Origin of the sequence: Arthrobacter sp. MYb221 (assembly GCF_002979835.1) — a bacterium.
Taxonomy (GTDB): Bacteria; Actinomycetota; Actinomycetes; order Actinomycetales; family Micrococcaceae; genus Glutamicibacter.
In genome coordinates this window covers 1-14,553 of record NZ_PCPW01000026.1, presented here as the reverse complement: position 1 = coordinate 14,553, position 14,553 = coordinate 1, and the positions used below count along the sequence as shown (strand labels likewise).

Genomic DNA, 14,553 nt, shown 5'->3' with positions numbered 1-14,553 from the left:
GCCTGCGCGGTATGGTTCTCCGAAGCGATCATCTCCAGACCACGCTGCTGACGAGCGAGCTCGGCATCGATCCGCTGCGCAATCTCCGGGTCCAGGGTTCCGAGGTCCTCGGTCAGCGAATCCGCTGCGAGGGAGGTAGTTAGAGTCATTGCCCATTCCTAAATGTATGAATTGCCGACAACTGATATATCAATCTATAATTCACTGTATGATGGGAGTCACACCCCGGTCAATGGGTTAGCTGGAATTTCTTTGACGCATAGCATTTCGGCACAACGGCGCCGGGAAATCGGAGGACACGATGACCATGACAGCTCAGCTGATTAGCGGAGGAGAGTCCATGGCCGAACGCGCTTATCTGGTGCTGCGCGATCGGCTCATCATGATGGACATCGCCCCGGGCGACCCCATCAACGAAGCCCGGCTGGTCGAAGAGCTAGGCATTGGGCGCACGCCACTGCGCGAGGCACTCAAGCGCCTCGAAGTCGACCACCTCGTGCAGTCCTACTCGCGCCGCGGAACCTTCGCCACACGCGTTGACATCACCGAACTGGCCGATATCACCGAAGTGCGCCAGGCGCTGGAGCCGTTGGCAGCGGGAAAAGCCGCCGCCCTGCACGGCGGGATCGTCCGCGCCCAAATGGAAGACACCGTCAGAGCGGTCGGCGCACTGAACTCGACCAATGCCCGCCGCGAGCTGATGGAGAACGATCTGGAGGTTCACCGGCTGATCTATCGCGCGGCCGGCAATCACCACCTCGAAGAAACCCTCATTCGACTGGACAACCTGGCCACACGCATCTGGTGCATGACCCTTGACCGATTGCCCACGGTGGATGAGCACATTTCAGAACACGCCAATTTGCTCCAGGCCATTCTGGACGGCGACGTTCATGCGGCCGAAGAACTGGCGCTGGAACACATCGTGCACTTTGAGTCGTCGGTGCGCGCGGTCCTGTAGATTCCCCCGATCCACCCCCATGCGTCGCCGAACGCTCACCCCTACGCGCGACCTCCAGCGGAAATTCCAACTCAGCCAACTTTCCCATTTCGCCGCATCCGCCCATGTTTGCCGACGACTACCTAGCCAGGAGGCCAATCGGCAACCTCCGCGCGCCCTGGCACCTAGAGACGCTCCTCGCCCGCGGCACCTCCGGGCTAGCAATCACCACGGATTCAACGTGCATCCGGTGCGCCAGATTATTTCTCACCAGGGCTTGACTGTGACCTGAGCCACTGAAATGATGCAGTGCAACAGCGTTGCGCTTACTGCAACCAGACTCCGAACCAAAACAAATCCCATCCGCGGCGCTTCGGCACCCCCTTGGGGCCAGGAGATTTCCATGCACTCAGTATTCATCGAAGAGCTTGATGCCCAAACCTACGCGGAGCACTTAGCCCGCCCGGGATCCACCATTATCATTCCAGCCGGAGCCACCGAACAGCACGGACCCCACATGCCGCTAGGCGTCGATGCACTGCTCTCACGCACCATCGCCGGCGCCGTGGCAGAAAAAACCGGAGCATTGGTCGCTCCGGCGCTTTGCTACGGCTACAAATCACAGCCGCGCTCCGGCGGCGGCAACCACCGCGTGGGAACCGTCAGCCTCGGCGGCTGCACGCTCAGCCAGATGGTTGAAGATGTTGTCGGTTCGTTCATAGCCCAGGGGTTCGACAATGTTGTCGTGCTCAATGGGCATTTTGAGAACTACCAATTCATCTACGAGGGTTTGGACAATGCGGTGGCCAGGACCCGCAACGGCGGATCCGCCGCCCGAGCTATGCTGCTTTCCTACTGGGACTTCGTCGACGAAGAGACCCTGTCCAAGGTCTTTCCAGACGGTTTTCTCGGCTGGGACATAGAACATGGAGGCATCCTCGAAACGTCGCTGATGCTGCTGCTGCACCCCGAACTGGTCAGCATGGATCGCGTTGTCGACCATCCACCGGCGAAGCTCACCCCTTACGACATTTTTCCCGAAGACCCCTCCCGGACGCCGGACAGCGGCTGCCTCTCTTCGGCTAAGGGAGCAACCGCCGAGCGCGGGCGGCTGCTTTTCGAAACCGTCACGAGACAGGTGGCCGACGCCCTCGAGAACGAATTGCTGCTCGGCGGCATAAGCCTGGAGACGAAATAGTATGTCGGTGGATCATTCAACGTCCCAGGGCCGGAAAAAATCAGGCAAAGCCATGCGCCGAGGAGAGGAGGAGAGCGAACAGGTAGAGGTTCCGCGATTCATGGGCCGGCATATTCCACCCATAGATCGATTGCTGATCCGTGTAATCCCACCGGTGCTGATCCTTGCGGTGATCATCTGGGTGCTCGGCAACCCAGTGTCCGCCTCCGCAGCGATTTCCGAAATGCGTACCTTCGTGACCGGAAAATTCACCTGGCTGTTCATCCTGTACTCCGTGTTCACCGTGGTGGTTTGCATCTGGCTGTCGATGAGCCGCGTGGGCAAGATCCGCCTTGGCGGGCCGCTAGCGAAACCGCAACACAGCAAGTTCGCCTGGTACTCGATGCTCTTCGCCTGCGGGCAGGGTATCGGGCTGATCTTCTGGTCGGTTGCCGAACCGATCATGCTGCGCGACGAGAATCCGGTCATCCCCTCCGGTCCGAATGGCGCCCAGGAGGGAGCCATCGTCTGGACCTACTTCCACTGGGGCCTGACGGCCTGGGCGATGTATTGCGCCGTTGCAGTGTGTTTGGCTTACTCGCATCACAACCTCGGCAAGACCTTGACTTTTCGCGAGGCGACGGTTGACATCCTGCCGCGCTGGTCGCGCCGCGGGGCGGGCGTCGTTATCGAGCTGCTGGCTATTATCGCGACGGTTCTCGGCTTGGCCACCTCCTTCGGCTTTGCGGCCATGCAATTCTCCTCCGGCCTCACCTCATTCACCGGGCTGAGCGCCACCCCAATGATGTGGCTGATGGTCATCCTGATCTTTGCGGGCATCACCTCGATCTCCGCCATCGTCGGAATCAATAAGGGCATGGCCCGGATCAGCGGGCTCAATTCAATTTTGAGCATCGCCTTGATCGCCGCGGTACTGATCTTCGGCCCATCGCTGTTCATCGTCTCTAATATGTCCCAGACCTTTGGCAGTTTCTTCACGAACTTCGCGACTATGAGCCTTTGGACCGATTCGGGGTTGGCTGCCACCACCTTGGAGAGCTGGAAGGACAGCTGGAATGGCTGGTGGACGGTCTTCATCTGGTGCTGGGTCATAGCATTCTCACCATTTGTGGCCGGCTTCATCGCCAGGATCTCGCGCGGGCGGACCATTCGCGAATTTGTTCTCGGCGTGACTATCATTCCATCGCTGATCGTCATGGTCTGGGTAGCCATCCTCGGATCGGCCGCCATCTACTACGACGACCAATCCAACCGCGGCATCAGCGACGCCGTGGCCGCCGATACCTCCTCGGGCCTGTTTGCGATGCTCGATTCGGTACCGATCGTTGGAACCGTCTTGCTGGTCGTAGCCACCGTGCTGGTTGCCACCTACTACGTCACCTCGTTGGACTCCGGAATTTATGCGCTCAGCGAGTTCGTTTCGGCTCCGCACAAATCCGGCCCGGTCTTCCGTGTCGTCTTGGTGCTGTCCGTTGCTACGGTGACGACGGTGCTGTTGACCATGGGTGGAACGGCGGTGGTCGATACCGTGCAAACAGGAACGATTATCGGCGCCTTCCCCTTCTCCTTCGTGATCATCTTGATGATCATCAATTTGATTCGCCGGCTGCTCAAACGAGACAAGGCGATCAGGCAACTGGAGAAGGACATCAATAATCCGGATCCAGGTCTGGTCTTCGTCCCGGATCCAGACGGGGAGGGCGCCATCCGCAAGAAGGTGCCGCAGGACGGCGAGCAGGGCTAGTACTGCGCAAACCACACCTCCACGAAGGCCGTGAAGCTCGAAACTTTGAGCTTCGCGGCCTTCATCCATTCCCCTGCAAACATTGATCATTCCAAGTCACACGAATTCTTTTACTTGGGTCCGCAGGGTCTCCAAAATACTTCTTGACAGTGACCCAAGGCACACATAGTCTTCTTGCAACGATGTTGCGTTCATTGCAACTCGTAAACTCTTCTCCGGCGATTCCCATGAATCCTCGCAATCCATCTGATTGGGCCGGCCTACCTTGACACTTCATTTCTTACAAGGAGCCAACACCATGACCACCGCCGCAAACACTGCCACCAACGTTTCCGAGCTGGCGCGCCTGAAGACCCTGCACAACGGAACCAAGCAGCAGTTAACCTTCTCGGACACGGAGTTCGAGCTCCGCTTGGCCGGACTGCGCCAAATCATGGCGGCAAAGTCCCTGGACGCGGTCATCCTGACCAGCTATCACGGCATCAAGTACTATTCGGACTTCCTGTACACCACCTTCGGCCGCAACTACGCGTTGGTGGTCACCGCGAACAACTCCACCACCGTGACGGCGAACATCGATGCCGGCATGCCTTGGCGCACCAGCTACGGCGAGAACATCGTGTACACCGACTGGAAGCGCGACAACTTCTTCTACGGCCTGCAGGAAGCACTGAAGCGCGACGGCGTGAAGGCAAGCCGGATCGGCGTGGAAGACGACGCCCTGCCGGGGCTGACCCGCCGGCAGATCGCCGACACCTTCAGTGGTGCCACGCTGGTGGATGTTTCGCAGGATGCCATGCGCCAGCGCATGATCAAGTCCGCAGAGGAAATCGAAGTCATCAAGCACGGTGCGCGCATCGGCGATCTGGGCGGCGAAGCGATCAAGGCCGCCATCCGCGAAGGCATCAGCGAATACGAAGTAGCATTGATCGGCACCGAAGCGATGGTGCACGAGATCGCCAAGACCTTCCCGCACCGCGAGGTGCGCGATACCTGGGTCTGGTTCCAGTCCGGGATCAACACCGACGGCGCCCACAACTGGGCCACCACCCGCAAGCTTGAGCGCGGGGACATCCTCTCGCTGAACTGCTTCCCGATGACCTCCGGCTACTACACCGCGCTGGAGCGCACGCTGTTCCTCGGCGAGCCGGATGCCCGCTCCCTGGAATTGTGGAACGTCAACGTCGAGGTGCACAAGCGCGGACTGGAGCTCATCAAGCCCGGAGCCGTCTGCAAGGACATCGCCGCGGAGCTGAACGAGATCTACATTTCCCACGGCCTGCTGCCCAACCGCACCTTCGGCTACGGCCACTCCTTCGGCGTGCTCTCGCACTACTACGGCCGCGAAGCGGGCCTGGAGCTGCGTGAGGACATCGATACGGTGCTCGAGCCGGGCATGGTTGTCTCGATGGAACCGATGCTCACCGTCATGGACGGCGAGCCGGGTGCCGGCGGCTACCGCGAGCACGACATTCTGGTTGTCGGCGATGGCGGAGCCGAGAACATCACCAAGTTCGGTTTCGGACCGGAGAACAACATCATCGACGCCTAGCGGCAGTCGAAACCCGTGGTGTGGGGTCCACCCCCACACCACGGGCGCTTAACCACTAGTCCCGCAGCATGCACGGGCGCTGCGCCAAGTATCGGGCTCCGAACGGCGTTCCGACACCACCTGATATCCCCGCGGCATCGCAGCCAAGCGGCCGGCGCCGCCACCTTGCAGAGGCATCTCCCCATGACCCAGAGCAACAACAACCCACCGGGCGCAGCAGCCGCGCTCGCTGCCGATAACGGCCCGGCATCACCTTCCGTTGACCCGCAGACCCGCCGCAAGGTGGTTGCCGCCAGCTTCATCGGAAATTTCGTGGAGTGGTTCGACTACGCGGCCTACGGATATCTCGCCGTGACCATTGCCGCGGTATTCTTCCCCGAATCAGCTCCCCAAACGGCATTGCTGCTGACCTTCGGGCTGTTCGCGATCTCATTTTTGGTCCGCCCGCTGGGTGGCTTCGTCTGGGGCCACATCGGTGACCGCGTGGGGCGCCGCGAGGCACTGAGCTGGTCGATCCTGTTGATGTCCGGAGCGACCTTCGCCATCGCACTGCTGCCGGGCTACGCCAGCATCGGCATCGGCGCACCTTTGCTGCTGCTCGCGCTTCGCCTGGTGCAAGGCTTCTCCGCCTCCGGGGAGTACGCCGGGGCCTCGGCGTTCCTCGTCGAATACGCCCCAGCCAATCGCCGCGGCCTGTATGCCGCGGTGGTGCCGGCAAGCACCGCGGCGGGCCTGCTGCTCGGTTCGCTGATGGCGGCCCTGCTCACCGGACTTCTGGAACCGGCGCAGATGCAGAGCTGGGGGTGGCGCATCCCGTTCCTGCTCGCCGCGCCGATGGGCCTCATCGGCCGCTACATCCGCACCAAGCTCGAGGACTCCCCCGTCTTCCAGGAACTCTCCAAGGAGGAGAATACCTCCAAGACTCCGGTGTCATCGCTCTTCCGCAACCACTGGCGCCAGCTTCTCCAGGCCTCCGGGGCGGTCTTGCTCAACGCCGTGGGCTTCTACGTCATCCTCAGCTACATGCCCACCTACCTGTCCGAAGAGCTGGGCTTGGACCGCACCTCGGCCTATATCGCGACGACGGTGGCCCTGGCCACGTACATCGGATTCATCTTCCTCACCGGCATGCTCTCGGACCGCTTCGGCAGACGCCGGGTGCTGATCACCGCTTCGGTGCTGTTCGTGCTGTTCACGGTTCCGGCGTTCATGATGCTGGAGTCCGGCAACTTCGCCATGATCCTGCTGGTCCAGGTCCTGCTCGGCGCCATGCTGACGCTGAACGACGGAACCCTGCCCAGCTTCCTGGCCGAGATGTTCCCGACCCGCGTACGCTACTCGGGGTTCGCGGTCTCCTTCAACCTCTCCAATGCCCTCTTCGGCGGTACCGCGCCCTTCGTCGCAACCTTGCTCATCGCCTCCTCGGGCAGCGTCTTGGCTCCGGGCTGGTACCTGATGGGCGCCGCGGTGGTCTCGCTGATTGCCGTGGCACTCTCCGTCGAAACGAGCAAGAAGCCGCTGGCGTAGCTTCTCCGCCAGCTAGGATTAGCTCAATTACCCGAACGTACAGGTTGAGGAAATCATGACTGCATTCGAGAACGAAGGATCGGCCGCGCCACACGTCGAGGACGAGCGGACCCCCGAAGTCCGTGGCGCATCGGTGATCGTCAACGTGATCGATGTTTTGCGTTGCTTCACCGTTGAACGGCAGCTGGTCGGCGTGACGGAGATTGCGGCGGAAGTTGGCCTGCATAAATCCAGCGTGTCCCGAATTCTTGCCACGCTGGTTCAAGAACGCATCGTGGAACGCGACGAGCCCACCCGGAAGTTCCGCTTGGGATTGGGATTGATCGCCATTGCCGGCCCGCTCCTGGCAAATCTCGACGTGCGCCAGACGGCTTATCTGCCTTTGAAGGAACTCGCTGAGCACGTCCGGGAAACCGCGGTGCTCAATATCTGGGATGGCCACGAATCGGTGTCGGTGGAGCAGATACCCTCCACGCGACCGGTCAAGCACACCTCCGCGATGGGCAGCCGCTACAACACCGCATTGAGCGCTACGGTTCAGCTGTTTCTAGCCTATGAGACCCCGGAACGTACCCGGGAGCTCTTGGAGAACGGCAGCATCGTATTGCAGGGCGATCTTACGGCGGAGCAATTCCTTGATCGAATCAGCGTTGCACGAAACCGGGGCTACGCGGTGAACTACGGCGAAACCTCGCAGGAGGAAGTCGGTGTGGCGGCCCCGATATTCAATCATCGCGGTGAGGTAGTTGCCAGCGTCTTGATCGCGGCACCGTTCTTCCGAATCACGCCCGAAATTCTAGACGAACTGATCGCGGCATGCGTACGCACGGCACGCCAAATCAGCCAGCGCATGGGATATACCCGCCAGCTGGCCTAGCGCCACCACTACGGAGGAAAGATGCTGGAAAAACGCGACGCCCATGGCTTCGGCTACCGGCTCCACGAGGGCAGCGAAATGCTGATGCACCACCATTTCGGCGGGCACACCGGGTTGCCGGTTGCCATTCAAACCTGGGTGATCCCACCCGGCGGCTTCGAGGGACGCCACCGGCACGACCAGGGTGAGCAACTGATCGAGTTCTACCAGGTGCTGGAAGGGACCGGCCGCATGCGCGTGGGCGCAAGAACCTATGAGCTGAGCTCCGGAGACTCGGTGCTCGCCGGGCCCGCCGAGCTGCACGACCTGACGAACACCGGGAGCGCGGAGCTACGGGTGCTGGTGGTGTGGGGCCCGCCGGGCAGCGTCGACCTGACACCCTACGGGTCACACCGCCGCGCGGAGCAACTGCGCGGCGCGGCTCAGAGCTCGCCCAGCTCCACCGACTGATCGGTGAGCCGCTCCGGAGCGATGCTCCGTCCAAGCAACCCGCGCAAGGTCTCGTTCACATCCCAGATGTTCACATTCATCGCCGCGGTGAGCTTTCCGCCATCCAGCCAGAAAACGATGAACTCCCCCGATTCGGTGTCCCCGCGCACCACCGTGGTGTCCTCCGGGGCCGCATAGCCGACGTACTCCATGCCCAAATCGAACTGGTCGGTGAAGAAGTATGGGGCCCAATCGTAGTTTGCCTCTTGCCCGGTCAGCGTCGCGGCGGCGAGCTTGCCCTGGCGGATGGCATTGTCCCAGTGCTCCACGCGCAGCGCCCGGCGCAGGGAGCTGTTGAAAGCCTGCGCGATGTCTCCGATGGCGAGGATCTTGTGATCCGAGCTGCGCAGCGCGGCATCGACGATCACCCCGCGATCGGTCTCCAACCCCGCCTGCTGCGCCAATTCGATATTCGGGACCGCGCCAATGGCCAGAAGCACCACGTCGGCGCGGCTGGTTCCGGCGCTGCTGACTACCTCGAGGCGTCCGTCGGTTTCCTGTATCGACTCGACCTGGGTGCCGGTGCGCACGTCCACCCCGTTGCGCTGATGCAGCTCCAGCAGGTGATGTCCGAAGCGGTCGCCGAAGACCTTGCCCAGCGGGACCTCGTCCGGGGAGTACACGGTGACCCGCGCCCCGCGGTGCCGGGCGCTCGCGGCGGCCTCCATGCCGATCCAGCCCGAGCCGATCACCGCCAGCCGGGTGTCTTCGGCCAGCGATTCACGCAGTGCATGTGCCTGTTTCACGGTGCGCAGCACGTGCACGCCGGGCAGGTCATGGCCTTCGAAGGGATGCGCGCCGCCGAGGTTCGGACGGGCGCCGGTGGCCAAGACCAGCCGGTCATAGGAAACGCTGCCGCCGTCGCTGAGCGCTACCAACTGGTTCTGCCGGTCAATGCTTTCGGCCCGCACCCCGAGCCGCAGATCCACGTTGTTTTCCGCATACCACTGCGCGGTGTTAACCGTGAAGTCCTCGAGCTTCTCCTGGCCTTGGAGATAGCCCTTGGACAAGGGCGGCCGCTCATAGGGCAGTTCTTGCTCCTCGCCGATCAGGGTGATCGCCCCGGTGTGCCCCAAGCTGCGCAGTTCCTTCACGGCGCTGGCCGCGGCAAGACCCGCACCAACGATGACGATTGATTCCTGGCTCATCGAACACCCCTTAACTTCTGCCGGCGCAGCGATGCCGCCGCGGGCAGTGAATAGTGCTTGTCTCTTCGATCCTCACACTTCAATGGCCCGATTGGCAAGGTTCGCTCAGTTCAGCTACCGGCAACGAAAAAGCTGGCGAGCGGACCGCTTGGTGCGGTCAGCTCGCCAGCCGACGTTCAAGGCCTACCGAGAGACATTGCTACTGCTCGGTTCCCCTTTTATGCGGGGCCTTGCCGCTGCCTTCATCGCGTCGGCCGAAAACTCCGCGCGAGCGCGTCACCCGGTAGTCGATGCGGTCATCGACGTAACGACGCAGTTCCGGCTGGTCATCCAGGGTGCCCCACAGCTCGTCGGAGACGAGCTCGGTGACCCGCTCGAGCCGGATCTTGGCCTCGATGATATCCAGCGTCTTGCTCTCGTGGCGCAGGCCCTTGACGGTAGCCACGGCCATCAGGATCATGATGATGCTGAATGGCAGTGCCGTGGCCAGCGAACCGGCCTGCAGCGCCTGGAGCCCGCCGGCCATCAGCAGCGCAGCAGCCAGCAAGCCTTCGAGCACCGCCCACAGCACGCGGGACCAAGTTGGCGGGTTCGGGTGCCCGCCCGAGGCGAGCATATCCACCACCAGCGAGCCGGAGTCCGAGGAGGTGATGAAGAAGATCGCGACCAGGATGATCGCCATGACCGAGAGGATCGTTCCCATCGGCAGGGCACCGAGGACCTGGAACAGCGAGCCTTCGGCGGAAACCGCGCCGTCCTGGACCATGTCCCCGGCGCCGAAGAACTGGCGGTACAGCCCGGCGCCGCCCATCACGGAGAACCAGAGGAAACCGACGATGGTCGGCACCAGCAGCACGCCCAAGACGAATTGGCGCACGGTGCGCCCACGCGAAATGCGGGCGATGAAGATGCCCACGAACGGGGCCCAAGCAATCCACCAGCCCCAGTAGAAGACCGTCCAGCTGGAGAACCAGGTCTGCGCTGCCTCGCTCTGCTGGAAGGCGCCGACGTCGAAGGTCATGTTCATCCAGTTGGCCAGGTACACGCCTAGAGACTGCACGAAGTTCTGGAACAGGAACAGGGTCGGGCCCAGCAGCAGCACGCTGATCATCAGCAGGCCGGCCATGGACAGGTTGATATTCGACAGCCACTTAATGCCTGCGCCCAGGCCGCTGACCACGCTCATGGTGGCCAGGAAGGTGATCACGACGATGAGGATAACCAGCAGCGTGTTGTCCACCGAATCCACCAGCCCGATGGACTGCAGTCCCGAGCTGATCTGCTGCACGCCCAAGCCCAGCGAGGTCGCGATGCCGAAAACCGTTCCGAAGATGGCCAGCACGTCGATCACATCGCCCAGCCAGCCCTTGACTCGGTCCCCAAGCACCGGTTCCAGTGCCCAGCGGATGGAGACCGGACGGCCACGGCGGTGGATCGCGTAGGCCAGGGCCAATCCGATGACCGCGTAGATGGCCCAGGGATGCAGGCCCCAGTGGATGAAGGTCTGCGCCATGGCAAGGCCCGCCAGTTCCCCTTCGGTGCCTTCCCATCCGGGCTTCGGGTCAACGGTGGCGTACATCAGCGGTTCGCCCACGCCATAGAAGACCAGGCCGATGCCCATGCCGGCGGCGAAGAGCATCGCGAACCAGCTGAACAGCCCGAATTCCGGCTTCTCCCCGTCATTGCCCAGCGTGATCCGGCCCAGCTTCGAGAAGCCGATCACGATCACCAATGCCACGAACCCGCCGATGATCAGCATGTAGTACCAGCCCAGGTTCGCCACGATCCAGTTCTGGACCGCGTTGAAGGTGCTGCTTGCCGTATCCGGCAGCGCAATGGCGAAAAGCGCCACGGCCAGGATCACTATCAATGACGGCCAGAAGACCGCTGGTGCGATCCCGCCCTTGCCCAAACGCACGCCTTGGCGGCGCAGCTTGGCGGTGATCTGTTCGTCGGTGTCGTTTTCGGCAATGTGCATATGCACCGGGATCGGCGCGGTATGCGGGGAGTCCGAAATGGTCTCATCCGCACCGAATTCATCCGGGCTCTCGGGAGGTTCGACCTCGTCTATATTTCGCGTCATCGTCATTTATCCTTTGCTGCGAGTATTGCCCTATGGTTTAACACCCTTATGCGTCGCGGACTAAGATACAAGTGGCAGCGGGAAAATTAGTCCCTTCTTCCATGTGTCTTCGGCGCCATGAGCAGCAGCTTTGCTCTGCGCTACACGCGCAGGCGAAAAATAATCAAAATCTCGTTCAGTTGACCATTGATCAGAACTTGACTAGTGCGTTTGCCGAGACGACGAATGATTCTAGCGAAGCGCCCGCACAGGAATGGCCGCAGTTTTCCACGGATTCCCAGCGCGTGGTCCGCAAATCCTGACGTCAAGTTATTGAGAGAAAATTCATCTCATCTGCGCGGCACGATTTGGGGCGAAATATTCATTCATCTCCGACTCGGCCGCTACCCGAACGCAATTTACTAGATCTTCTGGCAGTTCCGCCTGCGCAGTGCGCAGAGCGAAAAGTTTCCTTGCCAAATCGTGGTGACGCGCATACCAAGCCCGGTACAGTGCTAGGTAACCACAGCTTCGGCAGCGGATGAATTCACCTGGCGGCGCGGAGCTGGAAGCTGACTTGTTCTGAAGGAGTCGACCATGTTCACCCCAGAGGTTCCCTTTCTCCGTTCTAGCGCTACCCCTATTCCTGGCCGCTACGTGCTGGTCTTCGACTCGGCCGAACAAACCGAAACCGAAAGCGTTGGGATCCGCGCCCTTTCCGAGGATGTCCCGCAGATTCTCGAGTCCGAAGGTTATGGCCTGACCGAATACTTCCCGCGGCTCGGCATCGCCGTGGTCAGCAGCGCCGCGGAGCATCTCAACGAGTTCCAGGCGCGTTGCGCCAGCCGGAGTATGCCAACCCGCGTCGTTCCCGAGATGGTGTACCACGCCCTGTCGGCAGAGCCCACCGCGCAGCCCACCGATTCATTCAACGACACCGATCAGGCAACCTGGGGCTTGCAGGCGGTAGCCGCGGTCGACTCCAAATTCACCGGCGCCGGCATCAAGGTAGCGGTGCTGGACACCGGCTTCGACCTAGCCCACCCCGACTTCGCCGGACGCACGGTGGTGTCCAAATCCTTCGTCCCGGGCGAGGACGCCCAAGATGGCCACGGACATGGCACCCATTGCATCGGTTCCTCCTGCGGCCCACGCACCCTGGCTGACGGCCGCGGCTACGGGGTGGCCTCCGGGGCGGATATCTACGCGGGCAAGGTGCTTGGCGCCGACGGCTCCGGGTCTGACGCAACCATCCTGGCCGGTATCGACTGGGCCCTGGAAAACGAATGCCAGGTGATCTCCATGTCGCTGGGGGCCGATGTGCAGCAAGTGCACCCGCCCTATGTGACCGCCGGACGCCGGGCATTGGAACTCGGTTCGCTGATCATCGCCGCGGCGGGCAACAACGCCCAACGCTCCCAGGGGAACGCAGGGTTCGTCGGGGCACCGGCCAACAGCCCCTACGTGATGGCGGTCGGCGCGCTGGATAACACGCTGAATATAGCCGACTTCTCCGCCCGCACGCTGCCCGGCCGTGGCGGCCAGGTGGATATTTCCGGTCCGGGTGTAGCCGTCTATTCCTCTTGGCCGGGGGCCGAACGATACAACACCATCAGCGGCACCTCCATGGCCACCCCGCATGTGGCCGGCATCGCGGCGTTGCTAGCCGAGGCCACCGGCTTCCGGGCGCGTGAGTTGTGGGCCGAGCTCGTGCAAGAGGCCCAGCGTTTGGAGCTGTTCTCCGTGGACGTTGGCTCAGGCCTCACCCAAGCTCCGCCACCGGCCGAAGCTTAGGGGCAGGGAGATCATGAGCGAATCATCGGACGATCGGGTGACGTCCTCGCACACCTATATCGTGACCGTGACCGCGACCTATACCGCGCGGATCGATCAGGTGGTCAGTTCGCTGGAAGCCTCCGGGCTGCGGATCAACAAGGTGCTTGGCACGCTAGGCCAGGTGATCGGCCACGGCGACGAGGAACTGCGCGCCCAGCTGCAGCAAGTCGAAGGCGTGCAGTCGGTGGATGATGAAAGAGTTTATCGGCTGCCCAACCCGAAAGATCCCTTGCAGTAGTCGCTGACCTGAGGCGCAATAGAATGACGCAGGCTCTCGGCGTGCGTCATTCCGTTGCGCCTCGAGGCAATTATGCGCGGCAATATTCCTGTTCGGAAATCTCTGGACGGATGCCGGCGACGGTGGTGAACTGGGGACATGAGACAGTACAGCATCGGCTATTTTGTCGGTTCGCTAGCCACGAATTCCATCAACCGCACGTTGTCCAAGGCCCTGATCAAGCTGGCCCCGGAGAATCTGAAATTCACCGAAATCCCGATCAAGGACCTGCCGCTCTACAGCTACGATTACGACGAGGACTACCCTTCCGTCGGTACCGAACTCAAACGCGCCATCGAAGCTTCGGACGGGTTGTTGTTCATCTCCCCCGAATACAATCGCTCGATTCCCGGTGCGCTGAAAAATGCGATCGACTGGGGTTCGCGACCGTGGGGCACCAACTCATTCGCCCGCAAGCCCAGCGGACTGGTCGGAGCCTCAATGGGCGCCATCGGCACCGCGGTGATGCAGTCCTCGATGCGCGGCGTGCTCAGCTTCCTCGACTCCCCGCAACTGAACTCCCCCGAGGTCTATCTGGCATTCAACCAAGAAGACTTCGATGCCGAGGGCAATGTGCACAATCATTCGACGGCCGACTTCCTGAAGCACTACATGGGCGAGTACGCGGCTTTTGTTGCCCGCGTGCTGGACGCCAGCGCCGAGGGCCATATCGGCGACCCGAGCCCGCAGCACGGCTAGGCGCCCGGCGCGTCCCGAGTTCCTTCGGCTGGCCCCAGCGGAATTCGGTAAAGGGTCGCAGAAGTTTAAGCGAAAAAATCCCGGTATCACTTTATGCAAGTGATACCGGGATTTTAATCTGTGGAGGTAAGGGTGTCTAGATTCACGACATACTTGACACATGAGTCGCGACATCGTTGACACTCAAACCTTGGCGCCTGAGTC

The 14,553-nt window shown here is 61.7% G+C and carries 12 protein-coding genes and 1 pseudogene; 10 read left to right on the top strand and 3 right to left on the bottom strand.

The features are described 5' to 3' along the window. A pseudogene (locus tag CQ015_RS18405) lies at window positions 1-149 on the bottom strand (serine hydroxymethyltransferase); the annotation flags it as partial. Window positions 150-301: 152 nt separating this feature from the next. On the opposite strand from CQ015_RS18405, the gene CQ015_RS18400 reads away from it, so the two are divergent. From CQ015_RS18400 to CQ015_RS18370, 7 genes are all read left to right on the top strand, one after another. Then, the gene (locus CQ015_RS18400; RefSeq protein WP_105552958.1) at window positions 302-961 is read left to right on the top strand and encodes a GntR family transcriptional regulator; all 660 of its coding nucleotides are present in this window, start codon (window positions 302-304) and stop codon (window positions 959-961) included. Between the two features lie 382 nt (window positions 962-1,343). Then, window positions 1,344-2,138 carry a creatininase gene (locus tag CQ015_RS18395; RefSeq protein ID WP_105650831.1) on the top strand — a complete coding sequence of 265 codons (795 nt, stop codon included), beginning with the start codon at window positions 1,344-1,346 and terminating at the stop codon, window positions 2,136-2,138. Between the two features lie 52 nt (window positions 2,139-2,190). Then, window positions 2,191-3,882: a BCCT family transporter gene (locus CQ015_RS18390; protein WP_105552996.1), complete on the top strand. Its 1,692-nt coding sequence runs from the start codon at window positions 2,191-2,193 to the stop codon at window positions 3,880-3,882. A gap of 298 nt (window positions 3,883-4,180) precedes the next feature. Next, a complete protein-coding gene (locus CQ015_RS18385; protein WP_105552956.1) occupies window positions 4,181-5,434 on the top strand; it encodes an aminopeptidase P family protein in 1,254 nt (417 codons plus the stop codon). Between the two features lie 183 nt (window positions 5,435-5,617). Beyond that, window positions 5,618-6,961 carry an MFS transporter gene (locus CQ015_RS18380; RefSeq protein ID WP_105552955.1) on the top strand — a complete coding sequence of 448 codons (1,344 nt, stop codon included), beginning with the start codon at window positions 5,618-5,620 and terminating at the stop codon, window positions 6,959-6,961. A gap of 55 nt (window positions 6,962-7,016) precedes the next feature. Beyond that, window positions 7,017-7,838 (top strand): IclR family transcriptional regulator, encoded by an 822-nt coding sequence (locus CQ015_RS18375; protein WP_105552954.1) that lies wholly within the window; start codon window positions 7,017-7,019, stop codon window positions 7,836-7,838. A gap of 21 nt (window positions 7,839-7,859) precedes the next feature. Next, the gene (locus CQ015_RS18370) at window positions 7,860-8,288 is read left to right on the top strand and encodes a cupin domain-containing protein (RefSeq protein ID WP_105552953.1); all 429 of its coding nucleotides are present in this window, start codon (window positions 7,860-7,862) and stop codon (window positions 8,286-8,288) included. Here CQ015_RS18370 and CQ015_RS18365 read toward each other — a convergent pair. Together CQ015_RS18365 and CQ015_RS18360 are read right to left on the bottom strand one after the other, a co-directional pair. Continuing rightward, window positions 8,261-9,475, bottom strand: coding sequence for an NAD(P)/FAD-dependent oxidoreductase (locus CQ015_RS18365; protein ID WP_105650830.1), 1,215 nt, complete (start codon window positions 9,473-9,475; stop codon window positions 8,261-8,263). The two genes, CQ015_RS18370 and CQ015_RS18365, sit on opposite strands and share 28 nt — an antisense overlap. A 199-nt stretch (window positions 9,476-9,674) precedes the next feature. Beyond that, the gene (locus CQ015_RS18360) at window positions 9,675-11,558 is read right to left on the bottom strand and encodes a BCCT family transporter (protein ID WP_105552951.1); all 1,884 of its coding nucleotides are present in this window, start codon (window positions 11,556-11,558) and stop codon (window positions 9,675-9,677) included. A gap of 576 nt (window positions 11,559-12,134) precedes the next feature. Between CQ015_RS18360 and CQ015_RS18355 the strand changes: the two genes are divergently transcribed. The 3 genes from CQ015_RS18355 (at window position 12,135) to CQ015_RS18345 (ending at window position 14,349) form a co-directional block, all read left to right on the top strand. Further along, a complete protein-coding gene (locus CQ015_RS18355; RefSeq protein ID WP_105552950.1) occupies window positions 12,135-13,331 on the top strand; it encodes a S8 family serine peptidase in 1,197 nt (398 codons plus the stop codon). A 13-nt stretch (window positions 13,332-13,344) separates the two neighbouring features. Continuing rightward, the gene (locus tag CQ015_RS18350; RefSeq protein WP_105552949.1) at window positions 13,345-13,611 is read left to right on the top strand and encodes a hypothetical protein; all 267 of its coding nucleotides are present in this window, start codon (window positions 13,345-13,347) and stop codon (window positions 13,609-13,611) included. A gap of 138 nt (window positions 13,612-13,749) precedes the next feature. Next, window positions 13,750-14,349, top strand: coding sequence for an NADPH-dependent FMN reductase (locus CQ015_RS18345; RefSeq protein ID WP_105552948.1), 600 nt, complete (start codon window positions 13,750-13,752; stop codon window positions 14,347-14,349). Window positions 14,350-14,553 lie beyond the last annotated feature (204 nt).